Source organism: Nitratireductor alexandrii (genome assembly GCF_004000215.1).
Lineage (GTDB): Bacteria > Pseudomonadota > Alphaproteobacteria > Rhizobiales > Rhizobiaceae > Mangrovimarina > Mangrovimarina alexandrii.
Window position 1 is genome coordinate 254735 of the sequence record NZ_RBVY01000005.1, and the last position, 23327, is coordinate 278061.

Sequence of the window (23327 nt, forward strand, 5' to 3'; positions counted from 1 at the left end):
GGCTCCCCCGCAGATCCCGACGATGGGAATGGAGATCGATATGATACCGGCATCATTCATGCCGCGGGGCTTTGCTTTTGCCCGGCTTTGTTTCGGCCTGGCGGCCGCGGCGATGGTTTGGGCGCACCCGGCCGCGGCTGCGTCCACCAGCACGATCACGACCAACGAAGCCTATGTCGACGCCGTGCGTGCCGCGCCGGCTTTCGACATCACCGACATCGACGCGGTGTTCGACCACGTGTTTTCCCAGCTCAAGGACGACGTCACCGTCTATCCGACCGAAAACTACTACTATTTCAAGTTCATCCATGACGCGGTGCCTTATGCCGGCAATTTCCGTCTCGACATCGCCGACCGCGACGACGGCATCGTCCACTTCGCCTATTTCACCGAAAACAATCCCTTCACCGAGCAGGAACTGTCCAAGCATCGCGCCTATAGCGCCGCGCTGGGCGTGACCGTGGAGAAAAAGGACGACCTCACCTATGCGCTGACCCGCAAGGGGCGCACGGTGACCTTCCATCTCAACGATCTGCGCGACGTGCGGATCCCGAAATCGAAGCTCGGGCCGGGCGAGGACTATCTCGGCCCGGTCTTCGACGAGGCCGGCGTGCAGATGTTCTTGTTGTGGAACCAGGAACTGAAAATGTTCCTCTACGTGCTCGACGACAACGTGCCGTCGGAATCCTATTTCCAGTCCGAGACGTCGACCCAGGTCAGCATCGGACGACGCACCGGTTTCGCCTGGTACCAGGACCGCTATCTCGACCGCCAGATCCTGGTCGGGGTGCGCGCCTACGAAACCTCGCTCAACACGTTTTTCGACGGGCCGTTCGACCAGCTGCCGGACAATTTTCTGGAGGGCGACGTGCTGCGCCGTGCCCTGCTCGAGCTCAGCCCCGAAGTCGAGGGCCAGATCGACAGGTTCGGCAATTCGCGCGACCTCTCCGGCCGCATGCTGGTCGACCCCTATCTGCTCTATGAAGACCAGAGCGAATTTACCGTGCTCGATCAATGCGCCGCCGCCGCCGTCGATCCGGCGACCTATTATCCCTGCTTCGCCATCGGCCAGAGCAAATAAGGCGCCGGCGGGCGGCGAGGCTCACGCCTCCCGCGCCCGCGCGGCAAGTACCGTGTGCGCAAAACCGTCCTGCGCAATCGCCGTGCACAGCGCGTCCCATTCGCACTCGTGACAGGCGGAGCGGACGTGGCCGGCCGCGAAAGCGGCGCGCAGCCGACCGAGCCAGGTCGCATCGAGCCTCAGCCGGCCGCCGAGGCGCACCGGCAAGGCCAGAACACGGCCGAGATCGTCGATCGCCGCGCGATCGCGTTCGCTGACGCTGGCACGATGGCAATGGGGCTGCGGGTCGCTGAGGAGCGGGGCACAGACGTCGTCCGGCCCGGCCACGACCTCAACGTCTTCGCCCCCTGCCAGGCGCCCCGCGATCGCGGTCATATTGGCCGTGAAGGCGGGGCTGTAGCCCTTTCCCGCATAGGTCAGCACGCACAGCAGATGGTGCGGGCGCAAGCGCACCGTCATTCGGCAGCCGGTCTCGGCTCGCGCGCCATGAGCCGGAGCGTCAAGGCACCGAGCGCCGCTTTGAGAACCGCGCCGGCGAGGAAAGGCACGATCCCGGCCATCACCGCCTGCTGCGGGCCGATCAGGGCCGCCAGCCATGCCGCGCCGACCACGAGGCAAAGCAGATTGCTGATCAGCATGCCGACAAAGGCCAGAGCGGGACGATGGCCGTTCCATCCGCGCTCGGCCAGCCAGCCCATGGCCATGCCCGCGACCGGAAAGGCAAAGAGATAACCGGCGGTCGGCCCGACGAAATGGTGCGCGCCCGCGGCCCCGCCGGCGAGAACCGGCAGACCAAGCGCGCCTTCCAGCAGCCAGGCGGCGATGGTGACGCCGCCGAGGCGCCAGCCGTAAAGCGCGCCCACCAGCGCGACGGCGAAAGTCTGCATCGTCACCGGGACGGGGATCATCGGCACTTCGATATAGGACGACAGCGCAAGAAACAGGCTGCCGAAAAACACCGCGCCGATCCTCCAGATCAGCGGGCGACGCTGCAGATCGAGCGGACTGAAGGCCGGCCTTTGCCGGGCGCTGGTCGAGAGGGTCATGGCTGTCCTTTTCAGATTATAGATAATTTGGATATTCTATCGCTAATGGAGTCCACAAAACCGTGCCCATTGCAAGCCCGGCGGGCGCATCCGCCCCTGCGCCCGGCGCAAAGCGTTTCAGCAACAGGAAAATTGCGCTGGCCGCCAGGCGGCCGTCAGGCGGCGGGCCTTATGCGCGCGGCGTCGCCCGCCGCACCCGATTCGGCAATCCGCGACCCGTCTTTGTGCCGCCTGGTTTTCTGGCGCGCCCTATCGCCCTGCGCCGACGGCGCCCGGCCGTTCCGGTTTTTTTCCGATCCACTGCACATGCCGCGCAAGCACGGCCGTGGCGGCATCGATGTCACCCGCACGCAGTGCCGCGAGGATGGCCCTGTGATCGCGATCCGTCGGCGTTTCCCACTCCGCCCGCCAGCCCGAAAACAGGAAGCGGGCGCTGGCGATATGCAGATCGTCGATGGTCCGCAGCAGGCGCGGCATGCCGCAGGGCGTGATGATCAGCCGGTGGAAGGCGCGGTTGGCGTCTTCCCAGGCCTGCACGTCGCCCGCCTGATCGCCGGCGCGCGTGGCCTCCTCGGCCTGGTCCAGAATGGCCTTGGTCAGATGCGGCGCGGCGTTGCGCAAGGCGAGCACCTCGAGCGCGGCGCGCATCGCGGCGACCTCGCGCACCTCCTCCAGGCTGAAGCCCGCTACCCGAACGCCCCGGTGCGGCTCGCTTTCCACCAGCCCCTGCGCTTCGAGGCGCCGGAAGGCTTCCCGTACCGGCACATGGCTGGCGCCGAACTCATCGGCGATTTGGTCCTGCCGCAGCCGCGCGCCGGCGCCGATCCGGCCGGAGATGATGCGCTCGGCGAGTTCGCGGCCGATCCGCGCGGCAACGGGTTCTGATTTGTGACGCGACATGGGATTATAGATAATGCCAACAAGACGCCCCGTCGAGTGTGCCGCAGGCGGGCGCCGCCGGCTTCACACCAGGTCCAGCGTGATCGCAATCGGACAATGGTCGGATGCCTTCGGCCGGTCCCAGCCGATGCGCGGATAGCGCTCCACCGCCTGGCCGGGCGGAAACAGCGTCCGGAACGGCTGCCCGGCGCGGATGATGTCGGGCACGGCCTTGGCATTGCCGCGCGCCAGCGCCGGCGACAGCAAGATGTAGTCGAGCTGGCACAGATGGCGCTCCTGCGGCCCGCGCGTGTGATAGAGCGTCCAGCGATCCAGTTCGGGCCGCCGCTCGACCGGATTGATGCTGAAACCGTCCTCGGTCAAAAGATCGACGCTGGAAAACGCTTCGCGCACCGGCGTGAAGTCGTAGCCGGAAAACCGGTCGCCGCTGATGACGACCCGTTCCTGGTAGTCGTTCATGTCGCCGCAAATCACCCACCGCTTGTCCGCCGCCTCGCCGGCCCCGAAGCGTTCCTGGATGATGCGGCGCACCGCGCGGGCCTCGGCAATCCGCACCGGCATGCTTGCATCCCGGCCCGACAGGCCGTTGCGCGGCGTGCCCATCGACTTGAAATGAACCGTGTAGATGGTCAGAGGCTGCCCGTCGACCAGCACGTCGACCTCCAGGCAGTCGCGGCGGAAGATGCGGGCAAACGGTTCGATGCCCAGCTCCGCCAGTTCGGGCGTATGCAGGTCGAAATCCTCGAAGGTAACGTGGGCATGGCTCGTCATGGCGACGAATTCGATCGGCTGGCCGTGCCTGGTTTCCGGCCGCATCATCACCGCGACGTCGATACCGCGGCCGTCATTGCCGGCCGTCATGTATTTGTGGCGATAGCCGCGCCCGACCATCTTGAACAGGTAGCCGTATTCGAACGCCTTCAGCGCGTCGAGATTGTCGACTTCCTGGAGACAGAGGATGTCCGCGCCGGTTTCGGCGATGGCAAGCGCGGACAGTTGGCGGGCGTCGTCGGTATGCGCGATCGCGCGCGCCCGCTCGACCTCGCGATATTCGGCCTCGTCCTTGATGTCGAACAGCGCCACGGCCCTGTCCTGCCAAAGCTCGTTGCGATACCCGGAAAAATCGAACCTGTTCATCAGGTTCTCGATATTGAAACTGGCGACGCGCACGGACATGGGCGGCATATTTGCCCGCCCCCACCGCAAATAACAAGGCAGCGATCACGCTTGCGCGCGCAGCGGTTGAAAAGCTTCCGTTCATCCCTAGTTCAGGTAGGATTGGCTAGTAGGAGTGTTTGCTACGGCTTTCTGGGCCCCGTGGGCGCGGGAAGACAACTGCGCAAGGAGGCTCGACAATGTCCAGAATCTTTCCGCTCTTCGTTTGGTGCGCGGCGCTTGTCGTCGGCGCGCTGTCGATGAGCACCAATTCGGCTTCGGCCGGCGAGCGCATCTGGCGCCACGGCGGCGGTCTGACCGCGATCGGCTGCGCCGGCGGCTCGACCGATTGCCCAACGATCATCAATCGCGGCGGCGGCGTCTATTTCGACCGCCGGGCGAAGCGCCGCCATGTCTACAGGGATCGCGATTTCCGCGATCGCCGCGTCTACAAGCGCCGTTATGATCGTCGTCACAATCGGCGCATCTATCGCCACGGCGGACCGCGGATCTATCTCAACGTGCCCGGGCTGCTTTACGATGCCTATCCGCCGCGGCGCCACGTGCAGCCGCGCCGTTATTACAAGCGGCATCGCGGCCTTTCGAACGCCCATATCCAGTGGTGTTTCGACCGCTACCGGTCGTATCGGGTGCGCGACAACACGTTTCAGCCTTATCACGGCCGGCGGCGCCAATGCGTGTCGCCTTATAGCTGAACCGGCCCGGCCGACGGCCGGATCCCAAGCGCCGCCCTTCGGGGCGGCGTTTTGCGTTTCGCGGCAAGACCGGGAGCGGCCCGGCATTACGGCTGGCCGGCCCGCCCCACGCCGCGGCCGGCCAGCCTGGCATGCGCCTGTTTTTGTTATGTGAAGCGCACGCCGATCTCGCCGATGCCGCGCCAGCACACATCGGCTTCGTGGGTGATGGTCTCGCCGGCAATGTGCAGCCGGAACCGGCGCGGCACACCGAGCGTGTCGCCGAAGGCGAGTTTCGCGCCCCGTTCCGACAGGTTGCGCACCACGCATTCGCTCGCGCCGTAGCCGTTGTTGAAGGTGAGCTTCGCGCCTTTCAAAACCCGATGGCGCAGTTCGCGGCGACGGTCGGGGAAAATGCGGCCATCGATGGCGATCGACTTCTTGGTAATCGGCATCATGTCGAGCCTCCTCGCATTGATGGGGCTCTCGAAGCGAATTTCGTGCCACGATGAGTGTGCCGAAACGGCACAGGCGCCGGACCAGAAGGCCGGCGCCTGTGCTTTTTTGCAGTTTCTGCGAAGGCCCGCCCGGCCGCAACCGGCGGCAGGCCCACCCGTTAGTTCTTGGCCTTGTCGACCAGCTTGTTGGCCGAAATCCACGGCATCATGCCGCGCAGCTTCTCGCCGACCTGTTCGATCGGATGGTCGTCATTCATGCGGCGGATACCCTTGAAGCGCGCCGCGCCCGAACGGTATTCCTGCATCCATTCCGAGGTGAACTTGCCGGTCTGGATGTCGTTGAGCACCCGCTTCATCTCCGCCTTGGTCTCGGCGGTGATGATGCGCGGCCCGGAGACATATTCGCCCCATTCGGCGGTGTTGGAGATCGAGTAGTTCATGTTGGCGATGCCGCCCTCGTAGATCAGGTCGACGATCAGCTTGACCTCGTGCAGGCACTCGAAATAGGCCATTTCGGGCGCGTAGCCGGCTTCCACCAGCGTTTCGAAGCCGGCCCGGATCAGTTCGACTAGGCCGCCGCACAACACCACCTGCTCGCCGAACAGGTCGGTCTCGCACTCCTCGCGGAAATTGGTCTCGATAATGCCCGAGCGGCCGCCGCCGACGCCGCATGCGTAGGACAACGCCAGGTCGAGCGCGTTGCCGGACGGGTCCTGATGCACCGCCACCAGGCACGGCACGCCGCCGCCCTTCTGGTATTCGCCGCGCACCGTATGGCCCGGGCCCTTCGGCGCGATCATCAGCACGTCGACGCTCGCCTTCGGCTCGATCAGGCCGAAATGCACGTTCAGGCCGTGGGCGAAGGCGATCGCGGCGCCGTCGCGGATATTCGGCGCGATCTCGTTCTTGTAGATGTCGGCCTGCAATTCGTCGGGCGTGGCCATCATCATCAGGTCGGCCCATTTGGCGACCTCGGCCACGCTCATCACCTTCAGCCCGTCGGCCTCGACTTTCTTGGCGGTCGCCGAGCCTTCCTTCAGGCCGATCGCGATCTCCTTGGCGCCCGAATCCTTCAGGTTGAGCGCGTGCGCCCTGCCCTGCGAGCCATAGCCGATAATGGCGACCTTCTTGCCCTTGATGAGATTGAGATCGGCGTCGCGATCGTAATAGACACGCATAATCATTTCCTTTCCTGGGTTTGCGTTCCGGCGGCACCGGATTCCGGCGCCGGTTTTGCTGCGTAGAGAGCCAAGAACTGCCGCGTCGCCGATGCGGCGTCGCGGGCGATCTCGCTCTCGCTCATGCCCAGCCGGTCGCCGAGCAGAAGTCGGATCTGAACGTCACGGCCCACCAGGCCGAAAAAGCTGCGGAAGGCGGTTTCGGCGTCGTCGAAGGCAAGCAGCCCGGCCGCGCGTCCGGCTTCCAAAACGGGTTTCAGCCTTTCGCCGATGGCAAAACGGCCATTGGCCAGCACGATCCGGCCGAGATTGCTCTTGCCGGACCCGGCATGCGAAATCGCCACCCGGTTGAGCGCGATCGAGCTTTTCGAGGAAATGACGCGCAGCCAGGTGGCGGCGAAATCCTCCAGGCTTTCGCGCAAGGCCGCCGCATCGAGCCGCTGGCGCTCATAGCTGCCCGTGCGCACCTTCGCCGCCTGCCAGCGCACGGTCGCCGTCAACAGCCCGTCGCGGTCGCCGAACCATTTGTAGAGCGTTTCCTTCGAGCAGCTCGCCCGCCGCGCCACCGCGCTCATGGTAAGCGCGTCGCGGCCTTCCACCAGAAGCGCGAGCACCGCGTCCAGCACTTCGCCCTGGCGCGGGGTGAGCGTTTCCAGCCGTTCTGTCTCGTGCGCGACCTGCAACTCTGTCTCCGGCGGTAAACCGCCCAGCGGTGTACCGTACGTTACGGTTCGGTCGTCATAGCGCTTTGCCCCCACGCCATGCAAGGCCTATATGGCGCGCCAGTCGATCTCGCGAAGCCCGATCGGGCGAAACGGGGCGGCCAGCGTGCCGGCCACCATCGCCGCCAAGATCTGCGGCACGGGCGGGATATGGGCGAGCGTGGCCACAAGCCGGTCGCGCACGAATGGCATCACCGCGGAGTCGGACTGGTAAAACGGCGTCAGGGCCGCCGACAATGCCTGGAACGTGCGCACGTGCCAGCGTCGCATCGCGCAATAGGCATCGAGGGCCGCCGCCACGTCGCGCGCCCTGTCCAATGCGTGCGCCAGCGCGGCCGCGTCGAGCAGCGCCATATTGGCGCCCTGCCCCAGTTGCGGGCTGGTCGAGTGCGCGGCATCGCCGATCACCGCCAGCCCGCGCCCGGCCGGAACCTTGAGCGTATGGTGCCCATAGCGCGCCAGGGTGAGCTGGTCGAAATCCGCGATCTGGTCGAGATAGGCCCGCGTTTCGGGCCAGAGCCGTTCGACCCGCCCTTTCCAGGCCTCCAGTCCGGCCGTGCGAACCGCGGCCGCCTGCGCCGGTTTCAGGCTCCAGAAAAACGCCGCCTGCGCCTCGCCGTCCGGCCTTGGTCGGCCGATCGGCAGAACGCCGATCATCACGCTGGCCTTGTCGTAGCGCTGCACCAGCGCGTGCGGGTCGAAACCGTCGCCGCGCCAGTCGAGCGAAGCCCAGAACGCGCCATAGGCGAGCGGCCGCGGCTCGCACGGCCGGCGCGCATGCCGCTTCAGCTTCGAGCGCGCGCCGCTGGCATCGACGACGAGATCGAACGGGCCGAACAGACGCCCGGTCGCGGTGACGATCCGCGGCCGCGCCCCCGTCACGTCGAGCGCCTCGATCTCGGTGCCCGTTTCCACGCCGATATCGGCCGCCCTGACCGCGTCGAACAACACGTCGAACAGGGCGGCGCGGTGCACGGACAGGCCGAAGCGGCCGCCGCGCCACGCCGCGTAGCGCACATCCAGCACCGTGCGCCCCGACCGCGCGTCGCTGCCGTGCAGCCGCTCGATGCGGCTGCCGCGCGGCACGATCGCGTCGAGAAGGCCGAGCGCGGCCAGTACCGTCAGCCCGGTCGGCTGCAGGATCAGTCCCGAGCCCAATGGCTGCGCTGCCTCGAAACGCTCGAAAACCGTCACCCGGTGCCCGGCCCGGTCGAGAAAAAGCGCCGCGGCGAGCCCGGCCGGGCCAGCTCCGGCGATCGCGATGTCCATATGGTCGAAATCCCCCGTTCGACCACGAAATGGCACGCCGGGCGCGGCCCTGACAAGCGAAAGGCCGCGCGGCCGTCATTCGCGCGGCCCGCGCCGGGTCGACCGGCCACGGCGTTTCGGCACGGCCCCGCCAGACGGTACCGTGATGAGCGCTTGGGATATCCGTGGATGCCTTGGCTTGAAAACCCGTCCGGCTTTCAGGTGCGAAAGCCTAGCGTCCGCATTGACGCATCTGCCTGGCATAGGAATTGGCCATGTTGGCGGCCTTGCGGGCGGATTTCTGCATGCCGGCATTGCCCCGCCACACGCCGCGCGCATAGCCGGCCTGACCGGCATAATAAGCCAGATAGAGACTGTAGGCGTCGTTGAGCGCGATGCCGTTCTTGCGATGGCTGTTATAGTGATACCAGCCCACGAAGTGGATCGCGTCGGCGAAATCGGTTCGGCTCGCCCGCCAGCGGCCGGTCTCGCGCTTATATCCCTGCCAGGTGCCGTCGAGCGCCTGCGAATAGCCGTAGGCGGTCGATTTGCGCTTCCAGGGAATGATCCCGAGCAGTTTCTTGCGCGGCGGCCGCGCATCGGAATCGAAACCGGACTCGATGCGGATGGTCGCCATCAGAACCGACGCCGGAACGCCGTATTCGCGCTCCGTCTTTTTGGCCGCCCGGTACCAATTGCCGAACCAGCCGTCCTTCTGGTCGAAGACGGTGCACACATTGTTGATGCCGCGCGGCGTGGACCCACAACCTGCGAGCGCGATCAACAAGACGATGGCGACGACGGTACGAATAACAAATCCTCGTGCTCTGACGAGGATGTAATCGCTAAAATCCTAATAAATTCTGACCGAATTGCGGGTCCCGCGCGCTGCTACTGGCCCGCGCAGGCGCGCAGGAACCGCCTCACCGTCTCGGCCATGCCGTGTTCGAGCGCGTCGGCGGTCAGGCCCTGGCCGATCGAGACTTCCGCCAAATGCGGAATCGCCCGCGCCAGCGCCGGCAGATTGGCGACCGTCAAATCGTGGCCGGCATTGACGCCGAGCCCGGCATCTTTTGCGAGCAACGCGGTTTCTTTGAGCTTTTCCAGCTCTTTGGCCGCCTTTTTGGAATCGTCGTAGCAGGCGCCGTAGGGCCCGGTATAGAATTCGACCCGGTCGGCGCCCGTCGCCCGGGCCGCGGCGATCTGGCCCTGCGAGGCATCGGGGTCGCAAAACAGCGACACCCGCGCCCCGTTCGCCTTCAGCCGCGCGACGATGGCGCGCAGAATGTCGCCATTGACGACGAAATCCCAGCCGTGATCGGAGGTCGCCTGCTCGGGGTCGTCCGGCACCAGCGTCACCTGCTCGGGTTCCGCCTTCTCCACCAGATCGAGGAAATCCTGCGTCGGATATCCCTCGATGTTGAATTCGCGGTCGGGAAACTCGTCGTCGATCAGCGCCCGGATCTGTGGCACGTCGGTGAAGCGTATATGGCGCTGATCGGGGCGCGGATGCACGGTCAGCCCGCCCGCGCCCGCCGCCAGCGCGATGCGACCGAGACCCGTCACGCTCGGCCATGGCAGGTCGCGCCGGTTGCGCAGCATCGCGATGGCGTTGAGGTTTACGGACAGTTTTGCCGGCATGGCTGACTCGCGGAATTTTCCAACGCGACGATGTATAGTCGCTTTTGCCGGAACGCACAGGACCAAACGCCGTTCATTTTATGGACAGCACAACGGCAAACGAGGATCAACATCATGCTCGTCAACGAAAACCCGCCCACCATCAAGCGCATCGACACCACCCGCGACGACGCCTACGCCTTCGACGTCACCGGCCATGTCACCGCGCCGGACATCGAAAACATGTACGGCTTGCTCGAAGGGGCCTACGAAATTCACGACAAGATCGACCTCCTGGTGCGCATGTCCGCCTATGAGGGTTTCGACTGGAGCGCGGCCTTTAAGGAATCGACCATGATCGGCAAGACCCACGCGCTGCGGCATATCCGCAAATATGCCGTCGTCGGCGGACCGGCCTGGATCGCCACCATGATGACGGTCTTCAAGCCGTTCATGTCGATGGAGATGCGCCATTTCGAGGCCGACCGGGAAGCCGAGGCCTGGGCATGGCTGGACGCCGAGCCGGCCGAAGGATAACGGCCGGCCGCCATTCACCGCACGATGGTCAGCCGCTCGGCGGCGCGGGTGATCGCGGTGTAAAGCCAGCGCTGGCGGGTGTCGCGGAACGCATAGCTCTCGTCGAACAGCACGACCTCGTCCCATTGCGAGCCCTGCGCCTTGTGCACGGTGAGCGCGTAGCCGTAGTCGAAATCGTCGAAGCGCTTTTTCTGCTGCCAGGCAATGTCGGCGTCGGGCGTCTCGAAGGCGGCTTTCAACAGCTTGATCTTGGACACGCCCCGGTCGGGATCGTCCTCCTCCGGCGACACCAGAAGGTTGATGCCGGGCTTCACCGTTTCCTTCGAAGCCGTCATCACCTTCCACAAAGAGCCGTTGAGCAGGCCCTTGGCCGGATCGTTTCTCAGACACACCAGCTTGTCGCCGGCCTGCGGCAGCGGCCCGGAAAACCCCTTCAATTCGCGCAGGCGCTGGTTGTAGCGCCGCCGCGTGCGGTTGGTGCCCACAAGCACCTGGTCGGCGGACAGAACCAACTCCTGGTCGACATCCTCGCGGCCGATCACCTGGGCGGCGCCGAAATCGCCCTTCATGAACTCGCGGCCCTCGCGCACGTCGAGCGCCAGCCGGATGATCGGATTGTCGCGCGCCTGGCGGTGGATTTCGGTCAGCAAAAAATCGGGCTCGTGCTCGGTGAAGAAGCCGCCGCCCGAAATCGGCGGCAACTGCGCCGGATCGCCCAGAACCAGCACCGGCGTGCCGAAGGTCAAAAGATCGCGCCCCAATTGCTCGTCGACCATCGAGCACTCGTCGATGACGATCAGCTTGGCGCGCGCCACCGGGCTTTGCCGGTTGAGCGAGAAGGTCGGCGACATCGAGGTCTTGCCGGTCGTCTCGTCGGCGATCGCCTCCTCGCCGCGCGGCCGGTAGATCAGCGAATGAATGGTGCGCGCATTGGTGGCGCCCTTGGCGCGCAGAACCTGGGCGGCCTTGCCGGTGAAGGCGGCGAACTGCACCGAGCCGTCGACATGTTCGGCGAAATGGCGCGCAAGCGTCGTCTTGCCGGTGCCGGCATACCCGAACAGCCGAAAGATTTGCGGCCGGCCCTCCTTGAGCCAGCGCGATACCGCCTTCAGCGCCTCGTCCTGTTGGGGAGAAAATTGCATGGCACCGAAAGACAGGATTCGCGCCCCTTGCGCAAGGGCGCTCGACGCGCCCCGTCACCGCCGAGCCGGCCCGGCCTGCCAAAGACATCCGGCGATCGAAACGCTCGAATTTCGCGGCGATGTCTCACCGGAGCGGGTTGCGCGCATAACCCGGCCCGATCGTCAGCGGCCTGTCCGGCACGACCGCGTCGCTGATCTGCGAGCGCACGCTCAGGCTGTCGCGCCACAGCACGGCGCGCGCCTCGCGGTCCAAAACCCGGATCGCCACCCGGTAGGGCTTGTCCTTCTCAACACCGCGCACCGGCGGCGAGCGCAGCGAATAGCGCGCCGTGTCGGTGCCGACGCGCGTGCGCACCACGTGGCCGGCGCCGCCGGCGGGGTCCTCGAACGTCGCCTCGATGATCGAGCCGGTGGGCAGCGGGCGCTGCACCAGCGCGGTAAAGCCGTAATAGACGTCGGCGACACGGTAATTGAACATGAAACCGCTGCCGAGGATCTTCAGATAGGGCTTCGAGGAAGGATCCTCGCGTGTCAGCCAGCCGACGGCAAGCAGCAGGACGAGGATCGTCGCCGTTGCCGCCAGGACGCGTAAAACGGTCACATGCCGGATCATGAAACCCAGTATAGCATAGGCCGCGCGCCCGCGGCCTGCGCCAGCCTGATTGCGTCTATCGCCAAGCCGATCGCTCGTACCGGCGCATAACGGGCGGGCCGGCGCGAGGCCGCTCAGCCGGCGTAGCCGCGAGGGTCGTTTTCCAGCTTGATCGGCGCGCCGTGCGGTGTCGCGCGGGCCGCGCGGCGCCAGGCGGCCGCCAATTCGGCAAGCCGGGCGCGGTCGGCAAGCCCCTTTTCGGCGAGCAACGCCTCGAGCGCGGCGACCACGCCATGGTAATAGTCGCTGCCGTCGGCGGCAACGCCGGCGCGCGCGCGCTCGCGACCGAGCGCGGCGGCCCATTCGCCCGGCGAGACCAGCCCCTTGTCCTGCAGGGCGAGCGCCAGCGCGAAGGCCTCGGCCTGCCAGGGTTCGGCGAAGGCGCCGTCCTCATGGCTCATCGGCCGGCTCCAGATAGCTTTCCCAGGCGTCGATCGACACCGACAGCGTCGCGTCCGCCGCCTCGCCCCACAATTCGCGTGCCGAAAACACGACCGTGTAGAGATGCTGCGGCGCCTCGCCCGCGCCATGCGCGTTGGCGTCGGGAAAGACGAACCCGCCACGCACCGCCTCGATCACCCCCACCTTGCCGCGCGCATAGCGCGGCAGCCGCGTATGGCCCTGCGGATGCATGGTACGGGTTTGCACGCGGGCGCCGGACGAAAAGCGCGGCGCGGCCGCGACCGCCCGGTCGCACGGCCCGCCTCTGGCGAGCGCGCCCGGCACGTCGGCCGCCCGCAGGACGCGTTTCGGGGTCGCGCCCGCGCCGTGCGCCCGGCCGGCTGCCAGTTCGTCCTCGGTGACGAAACCGTGCCGCACCAACAGCCGTTCCAACGCCTTCGTCCAGATTTCGTAATAGCTCGACGCGTAGTAGTCGGCTGGATGCAGGCATTCGCGCGCGTACCGACTTTCGTCGATGGTCCAGTGTCCCATCGCGCCGGCCGCCAGCGTGACGCCGAGCGCGCGCTTTTCCCACTCGGCATGAAAGATCGGTTCGTCGACCTCAGGCGCCACGGCGCCGAAGCCCATCTGGCCGCCGAGGTCGTGCGGACCGTTCACGGTGCGGCCTCGGGCGCCAGCGCCAGCCCGGTGCCGATCATGGAATCGCGCGTCACCAGGCCGGCAAGCGCCTCCTCGGCCCAGCCCTGCGTGCCGGGCGGGCGTAGCGGCACGACCAGATAGCGCAGCTCGGCGGTCGAATCCCACACCCGGATCGCGGTTTCGCCCGGCAGTTTCAGCCCGAACTCCTCCAAAACGCCGCGTGGATCGATCACCGCCCGCGAGCGATAGGGCGGCGATTTATACCAGACCGGCGGCAGGCCGAGCACCGACCACGGATAACAGGAGCACAAGGTGCACACGACCAGATTGTGGGTGTCGGCACTGTTGAACACCGCCTGCATGTGCTCGCCCTGGCGGCCGGTGTAACCGAGCGAGGCGATCGCGGCGGTGGCGTCGTTTTGGAGCCATTCAGAAAAGCCCGGATCGGTCCATGCCCTGGCGACGACGCGCGCGCCGTTTTTCGGTCCGACCTTGTGTTCGTAGGTCTCCACGATCGCGTCGACGGCGGCCGGGTCGATCAGCCCCTTTTCGGCAAGCACGGTTTCGAGCGCCCGCACGCGCGCCGTCATCGGATCGAGCTCGTTGTCGTGGTGATCGTGCGCCATGATCGCGCAGAGTATGGCGCGCACCGGCTCAGGGCAAGATGTCAACGCCGATCAGCGCAGCATCGGCCACAGCGTCGCCGCCAAAAGCAGTCCCATGGCGATGTTGAACCATTTCAGCCGGATCGGATCGGCCAGAAACCGTCGCAGCGCGACCCCGAACCCGGCCCAGGACGACACGCACGGCACGTTGACGAGGCCGAAGGCGACGGCGACCAGAAAAACCGATCCGAAGGGGCTGTCCGCATTGGTGTAGAGCACCATCGCCGTCACCGCCATCACCCAGGCCTTGGGATTAACCCATTGGAACGCCGCCGCCGACAGGAAGGACATCGGCCGGCCGTTACCCGACACCCCATCGATCGACCGCGACATGGCGATCCGCCAGGCGAGATAGAGCAGATAGGCGCCGCCGGCGAATTTCAGCGCCGTATGCAAAGACGGAAAGCTGGAAAGCACGGCGCCAAGGCCGAGTCCGACGGACAACAACAATGTGACGAACCCGGCACCGATGCCGAGCATATGCGGCACGGTACGCCAGAAACCGTAATTCACGCCCGAAACCAAAAGCATGAGATTGTTCGGACCGGGCGTGATCGAGGAAACGAAGGCGAAAACCAGCAGGGCGAAAAAGACGTCGGCGGTCATGGTCCGGTTCCGTTTGCACCGTGCCCGCCGCGCCTATGCAAGGATCCGCGGGCACGCACTTAGGACAGTATTATTGTCCTAAATTGCCTGAAAATCGACTCCGAATTTGTCCGGGGAACAATTTTGACGACCCGGGGATCGTCATGGTTTGCAAGGCGCGGCGGAAAGCCGTCCGCTCCGAGAAAAAACAACGAGCCCGCCGGTCCTACTGCATGCCCTGGGCGCCGCGGTTGAGCGCGGCGACGCCGGTGCGACACACCTCCACCAGCCCGAGCGGCTGCATGATGGCGATGAACTGCTCGATCTTGGAGACCCTGCCGGTGATCTCGAAGATGAAGTGCTCGGTATTGGCGTCGATCACCTGGGCGCGGAAGGCGTCGGCGAGCCGCAGCGCCTCCACCCGATGGTCGCCGACGCCGGCTACCTTGACCAACGCCAATTCGCGCTCCAGCGGCCGGTCCTGCCCGCGCTCGCGCGCCACCACGGTCAGGTCGACCACCTTGTGCACCGGCACGATGCGCTCGAGCTGATGCTTGATCTGTTCCAGCACGTGCGGCGTGCCGCGGGTGACGATGGTGATACGCGACAGGTGCCGCTCGTGCTCGGTCTCCGACACGGTCAGGCTGTCAATATTGTAGCCGCGCCCCGAAAACAGCCCGATCACGCGCGCCAGAACGCCCGGTTCGTTGTCGACCAGCACCGACAGCGTGCGGGTTTCGTGGGTCTCGGTCTCGCGCGCGATGAAATAGGCGGAACCGGTCGGTTTGAGTTGGGCGTTCATCTTTGCGCTTTTTCCTTCTGCGCTGTGGCGGGCGGGTTCTTGCGGGCGCCCGACCGTCCTTGCGAACCGCGTGGCCGAGCCCTCGGCTCTCCGCGCCTAGACCAGTTCCCTGCCCTTGGCGTCGATGGCATTGGCAACGGCCTCGTCGGTCGCCTCGTCGGGCAGCAACATCTCGTTATGGGCCTTGCCGGACGGGATCATCGGAAAGCAATTGGCGAGGTTGGCCACCCGGCAGTCGAAGATCACCGGTTTCTTGACCGCGATCATCTCCTCGATCTTGTCGTCCAACTCGCCGGGCTTTTCGCAGCGTATGCCGTGGCCGCCATAGGCCTCGGCCAGCTTGACGAAATCCGGCAGCGCCTCCGTGTAGGAATGCGACAGCCGGTTGCCGTGCAGCAATTGCTGCCATTGCCGGACCATGCCCATATATTGGTTGTTGAGGATGAAGATCTTGATCGGCGCCTGGTACTGGACGGCCGTGCTCATCTCCTGGATCGTCATCAGCACCGAAGCGTCGCCGGCGATGTCGATCACCAGGCTGTCGCGATGGGCGATCTGCACGCCCAGCGCGGCCGGCAGGCCGTAGCCCATCGTGCCGAGCCCGCCGCTGGTCATCCAGCGATTGGGCTGCTCGAAACCGTAGTGCTGCGCCGCCCACATCTGGTGCTGGCCGACCTCGGTGGTGATGAACGTGTCCCGGTCCTTGGTCAATTCGTAGAGCCGCTGGACCGCATATTGCGGCATGATGACGTCGTCATTGGGCTTGTAGGCCAGCGAATCGCGCGCCCGCCAGCGTTCGATCTGCTCCCACCAGGGTCCGAGCGCGGCACGGTCGGGCGTGACCGTCGCGCGCCACAGCCGCACGACATCCTCCAGCACCCGGCCGACATCGCCCAGGATCGGAATGTCGGCGCGAACGTTCTTGTTGATCGAGGACGGATCGATATCGATGTGGATCTTCTTCGAATTGGGCGAAAACGCGTCCAGGCGCCCGGTGATGCGGTCGTCGAAACGGGCGCCGATGCACAGCATGACATCGCAATCGTGCATGGCCATGTTGGCCTCGAACGTGCCGTGCATGCCCAGCATGCCGAGCCAGCGCTCGCCCGAGGCCGGATAGGCGCCGAGCCCCATCAGCGTCGAGGTGACCGGAAAACCGGACAGGTCGACGAGTTCGCGCAACAAATGGCTTGCCTCGGGTCCCGAATTCACCACGCCGCCGCCCGAATAGATGATCGGCTTCTTGGCCTCGGAAAGCAGGTGCACCGCCGCCTTGATCGCCTCCAGATCGCCTTGCAGGCGCGGCCGGTACGACGTCCGCGGCGCCTGCTGCGGCGGGGTGTAGATGCCCTTGGCGAACTGGATATCCTTGGGAATGTCGACCACGACCGGCCCCGGCCGTCCGGTGGTGGCGACGTGGAACGCCTCGTGGATGATGCCGGCGAGCTCGTTGACGTCCTTGACCAGCCAATTGTGCTTGGTGCACGGGCGGGTGATGCCGACCGTGTCGCATTCCTGAAACGCGTCCGAGCCGATCAGCGTCGTGGGCACCTGGCCGGTGATGCAGACCAGCGGAATGGAATCCATCAACGCGTCCTGCAGCGGCGTGACCGCGTTGGTCGCCCCCGGCCCGGACGTCACAAGCATCACGCCGGCCTTGCCCGTCGAGCGCGCATAGCCCTCGGCGGCGTGGCCGGCGCCCTGTTCGTGCCGCACCAGGATATGCTCGATATCCTCCTGCTGGAACAGTTCGTCGTAGATGGGAAGCACCGCGCCGCCGGGATAGCCGAAAATATGTTCGACGCCGTTGTCCTTCAGCGCCTGCGCGACCATCTCCGCGCCCGTCATCTCGGCACGGCCGGTATCGTCTTTCGGGTTCACCATTGTCTTTCGTCCCAATCTTCTTCTGCGCGCTGCCGCCACGTTCCTTAGCGGCGATCCTGACAATAAAAAAGGCCCCCGAAGGAGCCTGACGATCGCGCATGGGTGCTTTTGCCCGACGGTTACACCGCCTTGCCCATGCGCGTTCCTACTACGAGAATGATCCGTGTGTTCATGAGCGCGGACTTTAGGCACGGTTTCGGCCCCCGTCAACGCGAAAACGCGTCCACGACCGTTCCCGTCATCGGCGAGCCGTCCCCGCCATTAGGGAAATGTCTACCATTCCCCAACACCCCGCCTTAACCCAACACGGCTACCGTGCCTGGCAACGAGGGTACGGGAATGTGTCGATGATGTATGCCGAGAACGGCAAGGCCGTCGGCGAAACGGTCAGCCAGGAAAGACGCAACCCCCAGCAGCCGGACGCCCGGATGCTGGGACGCGTCATCCAGTGCGACGGCGCGCGCGCGACCATTTCGTCCTATGTCGACGCGGCCGAGGACGCACCGACCGATCTGTGGAACATCGGCAAGCTGATTTCGGTGTCGACCGGCCAGACCCGTCTCGTCGGCCTGGTCTGCTCGATCGAGACGCCCTCGGGCATCTGGGCCGAAACCGGCACCAATCCGATCACGGTTCATCTCGAACTGATCGGTGAGGTTCGCGACGAGCCCGGTACCCGCCGGCCGGTCTTCGACCGCGGCATCACCGTCTATCCCAATATCGGTTCGATCGCGCACCAGATCAGGTCGCGCGATCTCGAGGCCGTGTACCAGATGCACGGCAAGCGGGCGGTCGCCATCGGCCAACTCGCCCAAAACACCAAGCTGCCGGCGCGCATCGCGATCGACTGCATGCTCAATCGCCATTTCGCGATCGTCGGCACGACCGGCGTCGGCAAATCCTCCGCCGTGTCGCTGCTCTTGCACAAGGCGATCGAGGAACGCCCCGATCTGCGCATTCTCATCCTCGATCCGCACAACGAATTCTCCGCCGCCTTCCCCAGTCAGGCCGCGCGCATCGACCAGACGACGCTCGACTTGCCGTTCTGGCTGTTCCGGCTCGAAGAGTTGACCGAGGTCTTGTTTCGCGGCCGCGACGGGGTGGTCGAGGAAATCGACATGCTTCGCGACCTTATTCCCGCGGCCAAGCTCGCCTACAGCCAACCCTCCGGCGCGGCGCGTCTGCGGCGCTCGTCCGATCATGGTTCGGTCACCGCCGACACGCCGGTGCCCTATCGCATCAACGATCTGATCAGGCTGATCGACGAGCGCATGGGCCTGCTCGATTCCAAGGCCGAGCGGCCCGTCCTGCGTTCGCTTCGCGGCCGGCTCGAAAGCATCATCAACGACCCGTCCTACCGGTTCATGTTCGCGCCGAGCCTGGTCGAGGATTCCATCCGCGACATCATCGGCAAGATCTTCCGCGTACCCCATGGCGGCAAGCCGGTGATGTGTTTCCAGATGGCCGGCATGCCCTCGGAGGTGGTCAACTCGGTCTGTTCGGTGCTGGCAAGGTTGGCCTTCGACCTCGCCCAGGCGAGCGCGAACCGGCTGAAACTGCTGGTGCTGTGCGAGGAAGCCCACCGCTACATGCCGTCCGACCCGCGGCTCGGCTTCGCGCCGACCCGCCACGCCCTGGCCCGGATCGCCAAGGAAGGCCGCAAATATGGCTGCTATCTCGGCGTCGTGACCCAGCGACCGGGCGAACTCGACCCGACCATCCTGTCGCAATGCTCGACCGTGTTCGCCATGCGCCTGTCCAATGATCGCGATCAGGACATCATCCGCAGCGCGATCGCCGACTCGTCGGCCTCCACCCTGTCGTTTCTGTCGTCCATGGGACAACGCGAGGCGATCGCCTTCGGCGAGGGCGTGGCCACGCCGATGCGCCTGAAATTCGAGGAACTCAGCCCCGACCTGATTCCCGGTGCCCACGCCGACAGCGACTTCGGCGAGGTGACCGAGCCCGACGACCTTGACCTCGCCGCGATGATCGAGCGGATGCGGCACGTCAACCGGGCCGAGCCGGCCAACGCCGCCGATCCGCAGGCCGATCCCGCCTTCTTCGGCGAGCCGAGCAGCGTGTTGAAACGCGTCCTGCCCGGCGGCGCGGCCAATAGCGGCGGCTGGGCCGACCGCGAACAACGGGGCGGCGGCGTTGCCGCTTTCGACGACGAACCGCGCCGCGCGCGCCGTTTCGGCGACGCCACCTACCGCCCGATCCGCGACTGACCCGGCCGACCGGCAAGCAAGCCCTCAAGCGTTTTTAGGCGAAGCGGAAGCCGCCGAGCCGTTCGCAAACGTCTTGCAACAATGCGTTGGGACCGGACTGCGAAGCCGTGCAAAGCAGAACGCCTCCAACGCCGGCATAGCCGCGCCGCGAGCGCGCGCGGCGCGGCGGCCGCCTTTTCCAAACCAGCTTTTCCGCCGCCCACGCCCTTTGTCGCCGCCGGATCTGCGCCGGCATAGGCCGCAAAGCCCGCCGGCGCCACGGCGCGAACCTGTTCGTCGATCTTCTCAGGAAGGATATTTTCGCTGCCGGCCGGCGTGCGGTTTGGCGGGCGCCGGAACGGGACGAGCCCGTCGGGCGCGGCGCTGCGAGGCGCCCGGCCTCAGGCGCAGACCCGGTTGCGGCCCATACGTTTTGCCTGGTAGAGCATGCGATCGGCGCGGCGGAAAAAGTCCTCCGCCGTTTCCTTGCCGTCCCACACCGCGATGCCGACGCTCGTCGTCACCTTCAACCGAATATTGCCCGACACCACGGTCAGGCCCGAGATCGCCTTGCGGATGCGTTCGGCGAGCTTGGTAAGCAGTTCCTCGTCCATGTTCGGCGCCACCACGGCGAATTCCTCGCCGCCCAGCCGCGCCGCGACATCGTGATAGCGGGTGAAATCGCGCAAGCAGCCCGCGACCGCCCGCAGCACCTCGTCGCCGACATCGTGGCCATGGGTGTCGTTGACCGATTTGAAATGGTCGAGATCGAGGATCATCAGGCCGATCGGTTTGCCGATACGGCGGAACTCGTGCAGATATTCGCGTAGCGCATCGTCGAAATAACGCCGGTTCTGCATCCCGGTCAGCCCGTCGGTCAACGCCGCCTGCTCCAGCGTCTCGGAGCGCGCGCTGAGCGAGGCCGTCATCTCGCGCAGCTTGCCTTCTTCCTTCACCTGGGTGCGGATAAGCGGGTAGATGAAGAACATGCCGAAAAATACCGCGACGGCCAGAAGCATCACCGAGGCGAACAAAAGCTGGGACGGGCGCATCCCAGCCGCGCCGAAACCGCCCATATCCTCGAAACCGCCAAGCGCGTCATAGGCGACGAGCGTGAAGGCCCCGGACGTGAGGATCAGGGCGATAAAGGCAAAAAACGCCGATTCCGATTTATGGAAACGCATCGTCCACCACCAACCAGCCGAAACCGAGTTTCGCACGTCTTTGTTTACGGCCGTATTAATGACTGCAACCCTTGAGTGAAAATTTCTCTGCCGGCAATGGCCTGGTCGTGTCTTAAATGGGAGGGGTAAATATTCTGTCCACCCGAACGTCCGGGGCGATTTTCGTCCATGACGAATCCAGCTGATTGCGAAACCAGGTCGCCTGGCGCTTGGCGTAACGCCGGGTTGCGGTCTTGGCGCGCGAAACCGCATCCTCGAGCGTCGTCGCCCCGGCGAGGGCCGCCGACAGTTCGGGCACGCCGATCGCCTTCATCGCCGGAAGGTCCGGGTCCAGGTCGCGCGCGACCAGCGCGCTGACCTCCTCCAGCGCGCCGGACGCCATCATGTCGTCGAAGCGCGCATCGATCCTGCGGGTCAACGTCGCCCGGTCGACCTCGAGCACGAAGCGGCGAAGCGTGTCCGGCTCCACGATCGCCGGCGCCCGACGGGCCTGCCAATCGCCGATCGGACGGCCGGTATGGTCGAAAATCTCGAGCGCGCGCACGATGCGCTGACCGTCGGCCGGCGCGAGCCTTGCCGCGCTTGCCGGGTCGCGCGCCGCCAGCTCATCGTGAAGCGCGGCGCTGCCCTCGCGCGCGAGGCGGTCGCGCCAGCGGCGGCGAACCGCCGCAGGAATGTCGGGCATGTCGGAGAGCCCGCCTTCCAGGGCGCGGAAATAAAGCCCTGTCCCGCCGACGAAGATGAACGGGGCGCCGTCGACGCCAAATCGGTCCACGAGCGCGGCGACATCGCGCAGCCAGGCCCCGGTGGAATAGGCCCGTGCCGGATCGACATGGCCGTAAAGATGGTGCGGCGCCCGGTCGCGTGCGGCACGGTCCGGCCGTGCGGTGATGCGTTCGAGCGTCGCGTAGACCTGCATGGAATCGGCATTCACGATCCGCCCGCCGCTGCGCTCGGCCAGCGCCAGCGCCAGCCGCGACTTGCCGCTGGCGGTCGGGCCGGCTATCAGGATCGCGTTTTTCAACGGTGCCCGGCGTTCGGCCGGTGCAGGGTTTTTCATGGCACTGGTCGCAACAATCATTTCCAATCCCGTCGCCCGCGCGCTCAGCGAGGACGCGGCGACTATGGCCATATCGGCTCTCGGCGCAAGCCGGGTCGAGTGGCTGGCGCCGGCCGTCGCCGCCGACATCGCCGTGCCCGCGCACATCGATGCGGCCGATGCCGGCGCGCGCCTGCGGGCCGCGCTCGCCGGCCACCCGCTCGACATCGCCGTTCAGGACCGGGCCGGCCGGCGCAAGAAAATCCTGATCGCCGACATGGACTCCACCATGATCGGCCAGGAATGCATCGACGAACTCGCCGACGAAGTCGGCCTGCGCGCTCAGGTCGAGACGATCACCGCGCGCGCCATGGACGGCGAGATCGCCTTCGAGCCGGCGCTGCGCGAGCGTGTGGCGCTGCTCAAGGGCCTGCCGGTTGAGGTCGTCGCGCGCGTGATCGCCGAGCGCATCACGCTCGCTCCCGGCGGCCGCGAACTGGTCGCCACGATGCGAAGGGACGGTGCCTTCACCGCGCTCGTGTCGGGCGGCTTCACGCTGTTTACCGGGCCGGTCGCCGCCATGCTCGGCTTTCACGAGAACCAGGCCAACCGGCTGGTCGAAGAAGACGGCGTGCTGGCCGGCAGGGTCGACGAACCGATTCTGGGCCGCAGCGCCAAGGCCGAGGCCCTGCAGGCGATCGCCACGCGCCTCGGCCTGGACACGGCCGACGCCATCGCCGTCGGCGACGGCGCCAACGATCTCGACATGCTGCGGCTCGCCGGAACGGGCGTGGCGCTGCACGCCAAGCCGAGCGTCGCCGCCCAGGCCCGAATCCGCGTCGACCATGGCGACCTGACGGCGCTGCTCTACCTGCAGGGCTATCGCCAGCCCGAGTTCCACCGGCCATGAGGCTGGAGACGCCCCGTCTGCTGATCCGCAACTGGCGGGATCGCGACCGCGAGCTGTTTTTCCGGATCAATTCCGACGATCGGGTGATGGCGTTTTTCCCTTTCCGCCGAGACCGCGAGCAGGCCGACCGGCTGTTCGACATGCTGCGCGACGGCATCGCCAGGAACGGCTACGGCTTCGCGGCGCTCGAACTGCGCGCCACCGGCGCGCCGATCGGCTTCGCCGGTCTCCAGCCGGCCGGTCTCGAACCGGTCCTGCCCGCCGAAACGTTCGAGATCGGCTGGCGGCTGGCGCCGGAATTTTGGGGCAATGGTTACGCCAGCGAGGCCGCCCGGGCGCTGCTGGCCTACGGGTTCGACGATCTCGGCCTTGACGAGATCGTGTCCTTCGCGGTGTGGAACAACACCCGCTCGACCGCGGTGATGGAGCGGATCGGCATGCGGCGCGACCCGGAGGCGGATTTCGACCACCCGAAAGTGCCCGAAACCCATCCCGACTTGCGCCGCCACGTCCTCTACCGCCTGTCCCGCGAGGCCTGGCGCGCCCGCGCCGAGCCGTAGACCGCATTCAGAC

General features: G+C 66.1%; 26 protein-coding genes. 6 read left to right on the plus strand and 20 right to left on the minus strand.

Annotated features, from left to right (window positions below; translation table 11 throughout):
• The first annotated feature begins 40 nt into the window (after positions 1-40).
• A complete protein-coding gene (locus EP380_RS13395) occupies positions 41-1081 on the plus strand; it encodes a hypothetical protein (protein WP_127598967.1) in 1041 nt (346 codons plus the stop codon).
• Positions 1082-1102: 21 nt separating this feature from the next.
• On the opposite strand, the gene EP380_RS13400 is transcribed toward EP380_RS13395, so the two are convergent.
• From EP380_RS13400 to EP380_RS13415, 4 genes are all read right to left on the minus strand, one after another.
• The gene (locus tag EP380_RS13400) at positions 1103-1540 is read right to left on the minus strand and encodes a DUF1284 domain-containing protein (protein ID WP_106571622.1); all 438 of its coding nucleotides are present in this window, start codon (positions 1538-1540) and stop codon (positions 1103-1105) included.
• Positions 1537-2127: a biotin transporter BioY gene (locus tag EP380_RS13405; RefSeq protein WP_127598968.1), complete on the minus strand. Its 591-nt coding sequence runs from the start codon at positions 2125-2127 to the stop codon at positions 1537-1539. Before EP380_RS13405 ends, EP380_RS13400 begins: the two co-directional genes overlap by 4 nt.
• A 249-nt stretch (positions 2128-2376) precedes the next feature.
• Positions 2377-3027, minus strand: coding sequence for a GntR family transcriptional regulator (locus tag EP380_RS13410; RefSeq protein ID WP_127598969.1), 651 nt, complete (start codon positions 3025-3027; stop codon positions 2377-2379).
• Between the two features lie 63 nt (positions 3028-3090).
• Positions 3091-4203: an endonuclease/exonuclease/phosphatase family protein gene (locus tag EP380_RS13415; protein ID WP_106571619.1), complete on the minus strand. Its 1113-nt coding sequence runs from the start codon at positions 4201-4203 to the stop codon at positions 3091-3093.
• Positions 4204-4382: 179 nt separating this feature from the next.
• On the opposite strand from EP380_RS13415, the gene EP380_RS13420 reads away from it, so the two are divergent.
• Entirely contained in the window at positions 4383-4898 is a 516-nt protein-coding gene (locus tag EP380_RS13420) for a BA14K family protein (protein WP_238719859.1), read from the plus strand.
• A gap of 146 nt (positions 4899-5044) precedes the next feature.
• Here the strand turns inward: EP380_RS13420 and EP380_RS13425 are convergent, their stop codons facing one another.
• The 6 genes from EP380_RS13425 to EP380_RS13450 all read right to left on the minus strand — a co-directional run bounded on the left by EP380_RS13425 (position 5045) and on the right by EP380_RS13450 (position 10124).
• Complete coding sequence (locus tag EP380_RS13425; protein ID WP_106571618.1) at positions 5045-5335, minus strand: PilZ domain-containing protein; 291 nt, start codon at positions 5333-5335, stop codon at positions 5045-5047.
• 158 nt (positions 5336-5493) lie between these two features.
• Positions 5494-6513 (minus strand): ketol-acid reductoisomerase, encoded by a 1020-nt coding sequence (gene ilvC, locus EP380_RS13430; RefSeq protein WP_238719860.1) that lies wholly within the window; start codon positions 6511-6513, stop codon positions 5494-5496.
• A gap of 2 nt (positions 6514-6515) precedes the next feature.
• Positions 6516-7196 carry a TetR/AcrR family transcriptional regulator C-terminal domain-containing protein gene (locus tag EP380_RS13435; protein ID WP_106571616.1) on the minus strand — a complete coding sequence of 227 codons (681 nt, stop codon included), beginning with the start codon at positions 7194-7196 and terminating at the stop codon, positions 6516-6518.
• A gap of 87 nt (positions 7197-7283) precedes the next feature.
• Complete coding sequence (locus EP380_RS13440; RefSeq protein ID WP_127598971.1) at positions 7284-8504, minus strand: FAD-dependent oxidoreductase; 1221 nt, start codon at positions 8502-8504, stop codon at positions 7284-7286.
• A gap of 211 nt (positions 8505-8715) precedes the next feature.
• Entirely contained in the window at positions 8716-9294 is a 579-nt protein-coding gene (locus tag EP380_RS13445; protein WP_106571614.1) for a transglycosylase SLT domain-containing protein, read from the minus strand.
• An 80-nt stretch (positions 9295-9374) separates the two neighbouring features.
• Positions 9375-10124: a pyridoxine 5'-phosphate synthase gene (locus EP380_RS13450; protein ID WP_106571613.1), complete on the minus strand. Its 750-nt coding sequence runs from the start codon at positions 10122-10124 to the stop codon at positions 9375-9377.
• 114 nt (positions 10125-10238) lie between these two features.
• Here EP380_RS13450 and EP380_RS13455 point away from each other — a divergent pair, with 114 nt between their 5' ends.
• Positions 10239-10640: a SpoIIAA family protein gene (locus EP380_RS13455; protein WP_106571612.1), complete on the plus strand. Its 402-nt coding sequence runs from the start codon at positions 10239-10241 to the stop codon at positions 10638-10640.
• 14 nt (positions 10641-10654) lie between these two features.
• Here the strand turns inward: EP380_RS13455 and EP380_RS13460 are convergent, their stop codons facing one another.
• The 8 genes from EP380_RS13460 to EP380_RS13495 form a co-directional block, all read right to left on the minus strand.
• Positions 10655-11782, minus strand: coding sequence for an ATP-dependent DNA helicase (locus EP380_RS13460; protein WP_127598972.1), 1128 nt, complete (start codon positions 11780-11782; stop codon positions 10655-10657).
• A gap of 124 nt (positions 11783-11906) precedes the next feature.
• Entirely contained in the window at positions 11907-12383 is a 477-nt protein-coding gene (locus EP380_RS13465) for a hypothetical protein (protein ID WP_238719861.1), read from the minus strand.
• A gap of 125 nt (positions 12384-12508) precedes the next feature.
• Positions 12509-12835, minus strand: a complete 327-nt coding sequence (locus EP380_RS13470) for a nitrile hydratase accessory protein (protein WP_106571609.1) — start codon at positions 12833-12835, stop codon at positions 12509-12511.
• Positions 12825-13493 (minus strand): nitrile hydratase subunit beta, encoded by a 669-nt coding sequence (gene nthB, locus EP380_RS13475; RefSeq protein WP_127598974.1) that lies wholly within the window; start codon positions 13491-13493, stop codon positions 12825-12827. The genes EP380_RS13470 and nthB overlap by 11 nt, the downstream gene beginning before the upstream one ends.
• Positions 13490-14101: a nitrile hydratase subunit alpha gene (nthA, locus tag EP380_RS13480; RefSeq protein ID WP_106571831.1), complete on the minus strand. Its 612-nt coding sequence runs from the start codon at positions 14099-14101 to the stop codon at positions 13490-13492. Before nthA ends, nthB begins: the two co-directional genes overlap by 4 nt.
• A 51-nt stretch (positions 14102-14152) precedes the next feature.
• The gene (locus EP380_RS13485) at positions 14153-14746 is read right to left on the minus strand and encodes a LysE family translocator (RefSeq protein WP_106571607.1); all 594 of its coding nucleotides are present in this window, start codon (positions 14744-14746) and stop codon (positions 14153-14155) included.
• A 205-nt stretch (positions 14747-14951) separates the two neighbouring features.
• A complete protein-coding gene (ilvN, locus tag EP380_RS13490; protein ID WP_106571606.1) occupies positions 14952-15527 on the minus strand; it encodes an acetolactate synthase small subunit in 576 nt (191 codons plus the stop codon).
• A 96-nt stretch (positions 15528-15623) separates the two neighbouring features.
• Positions 15624-17411: an acetolactate synthase 3 large subunit gene (locus EP380_RS13495; RefSeq protein ID WP_106571605.1), complete on the minus strand. Its 1788-nt coding sequence runs from the start codon at positions 17409-17411 to the stop codon at positions 15624-15626.
• A 350-nt stretch (positions 17412-17761) separates the two neighbouring features.
• Between EP380_RS13495 and EP380_RS13505 the strand changes: the two genes are divergently transcribed.
• On the plus strand, positions 17762-19642 hold the full coding sequence (locus EP380_RS13505; RefSeq protein WP_127599109.1) for an ATP-binding protein: 1881 nt from the start codon (positions 17762-17764) through the stop codon (positions 19640-19642).
• A 380-nt stretch (positions 19643-20022) separates the two neighbouring features.
• Here EP380_RS13505 and EP380_RS13510 read toward each other — a convergent pair whose 3' ends face one another.
• The gene (locus EP380_RS13510) at positions 20023-20805 is read right to left on the minus strand and encodes a GGDEF domain-containing protein (protein WP_106571602.1); all 783 of its coding nucleotides are present in this window, start codon (positions 20803-20805) and stop codon (positions 20023-20025) included.
• 112 nt (positions 20806-20917) lie between these two features.
• Positions 20918-21865: a tRNA (adenosine(37)-N6)-dimethylallyltransferase MiaA gene (gene miaA, locus EP380_RS13515; RefSeq protein ID WP_127598975.1), complete on the minus strand. Its 948-nt coding sequence runs from the start codon at positions 21863-21865 to the stop codon at positions 20918-20920.
• On the opposite strand from miaA, the gene serB reads away from it, so the two are divergent.
• Both serB and EP380_RS13525 read left to right on the plus strand, forming a co-directional pair.
• On the plus strand, positions 21864-22754 hold the full coding sequence (serB, locus tag EP380_RS13520; RefSeq protein WP_106571600.1) for a phosphoserine phosphatase SerB: 891 nt from the start codon (positions 21864-21866) through the stop codon (positions 22752-22754). The two genes, miaA and serB, sit on opposite strands and share 2 nt — an antisense overlap.
• Entirely contained in the window at positions 22751-23314 is a 564-nt protein-coding gene (locus tag EP380_RS13525; RefSeq protein ID WP_106571599.1) for a GNAT family N-acetyltransferase, read from the plus strand. The genes serB and EP380_RS13525 overlap by 4 nt, the downstream gene beginning before the upstream one ends.
• Positions 23315-23327 lie beyond the last annotated feature (13 nt).

Excerpts from the sequence above, each read along its gene's own strand:
- EP380_RS13395 (WP_127598967.1), top strand. The coding sequence starts at position 41 with ATGATACCGGCATCATTCATGCCGCGGGGCTTTGCTTTTGCCCGGCTT.
- EP380_RS13400 (WP_106571622.1), bottom strand. The coding sequence starts at position 1,540 with ATGACGGTGCGCTTGCGCCCGCACCATCTGCTGTGCGTGCTGACCTAT.
- EP380_RS13405 (WP_127598968.1), bottom strand. The coding sequence starts at position 2,127 with ATGACCCTCTCGACCAGCGCCCGGCAAAGGCCGGCCTTCAGTCCGCTC.
- EP380_RS13410 (WP_127598969.1), bottom strand. The coding sequence starts at position 3,027 with ATGTCGCGTCACAAATCAGAACCCGTTGCCGCGCGGATCGGCCGCGAA.
- EP380_RS13415 (WP_106571619.1), bottom strand. The coding sequence starts at position 4,203 with ATGTCCGTGCGCGTCGCCAGTTTCAATATCGAGAACCTGATGAACAGG.
- EP380_RS13420 (WP_238719859.1), top strand. The coding sequence starts at position 4,383 with ATGTCCAGAATCTTTCCGCTCTTCGTTTGGTGCGCGGCGCTTGTCGTC.
- EP380_RS13425 (WP_106571618.1), bottom strand. The coding sequence starts at position 5,335 with ATGATGCCGATTACCAAGAAGTCGATCGCCATCGATGGCCGCATTTTC.
- ilvC (WP_238719860.1), bottom strand. The coding sequence starts at position 6,513 with ATGCGTGTCTATTACGATCGCGACGCCGATCTCAATCTCATCAAGGGC.
- EP380_RS13440 (WP_127598971.1), bottom strand. The coding sequence starts at position 8,504 with ATGGACATCGCGATCGCCGGAGCTGGCCCGGCCGGGCTCGCCGCGGCG.
- EP380_RS13450 (WP_106571613.1), bottom strand. The coding sequence starts at position 10,124 with ATGCCGGCAAAACTGTCCGTAAACCTCAACGCCATCGCGATGCTGCGC.
- EP380_RS13455 (WP_106571612.1), top strand. The coding sequence starts at position 10,239 with ATGCTCGTCAACGAAAACCCGCCCACCATCAAGCGCATCGACACCACC.
- EP380_RS13460 (WP_127598972.1), bottom strand. The coding sequence starts at position 11,782 with ATGCAATTTTCTCCCCAACAGGACGAGGCGCTGAAGGCGGTATCGCGC.
- EP380_RS13470 (WP_106571609.1), bottom strand. The coding sequence starts at position 12,835 with ATGAGCCATGAGGACGGCGCCTTCGCCGAACCCTGGCAGGCCGAGGCC.
- nthA (WP_106571831.1), bottom strand. The coding sequence starts at position 14,101 with ATGGCGCACGATCACCACGACAACGAGCTCGATCCGATGACGGCGCGC.
- EP380_RS13485 (WP_106571607.1), bottom strand. The coding sequence starts at position 14,746 with ATGACCGCCGACGTCTTTTTCGCCCTGCTGGTTTTCGCCTTCGTTTCC.
- ilvN (WP_106571606.1), bottom strand. The coding sequence starts at position 15,527 with ATGAACGCCCAACTCAAACCGACCGGTTCCGCCTATTTCATCGCGCGC.
- EP380_RS13495 (WP_106571605.1), bottom strand. The coding sequence starts at position 17,411 with ATGGTGAACCCGAAAGACGATACCGGCCGTGCCGAGATGACGGGCGCG.
- EP380_RS13505 (WP_127599109.1), top strand. The coding sequence starts at position 17,762 with ATGTATGCCGAGAACGGCAAGGCCGTCGGCGAAACGGTCAGCCAGGAA.
- EP380_RS13510 (WP_106571602.1), bottom strand. The coding sequence starts at position 20,805 with ATGCGTTTCCATAAATCGGAATCGGCGTTTTTTGCCTTTATCGCCCTG.
- serB (WP_106571600.1), top strand. The coding sequence starts at position 21,864 with ATGGCACTGGTCGCAACAATCATTTCCAATCCCGTCGCCCGCGCGCTC.
- miaA (WP_127598975.1), bottom strand. The coding sequence starts at position 21,865 with ATGAAAAACCCTGCACCGGCCGAACGCCGGGCACCGTTGAAAAACGCG.
- EP380_RS13525 (WP_106571599.1), top strand. The coding sequence starts at position 22,751 with ATGAGGCTGGAGACGCCCCGTCTGCTGATCCGCAACTGGCGGGATCGC.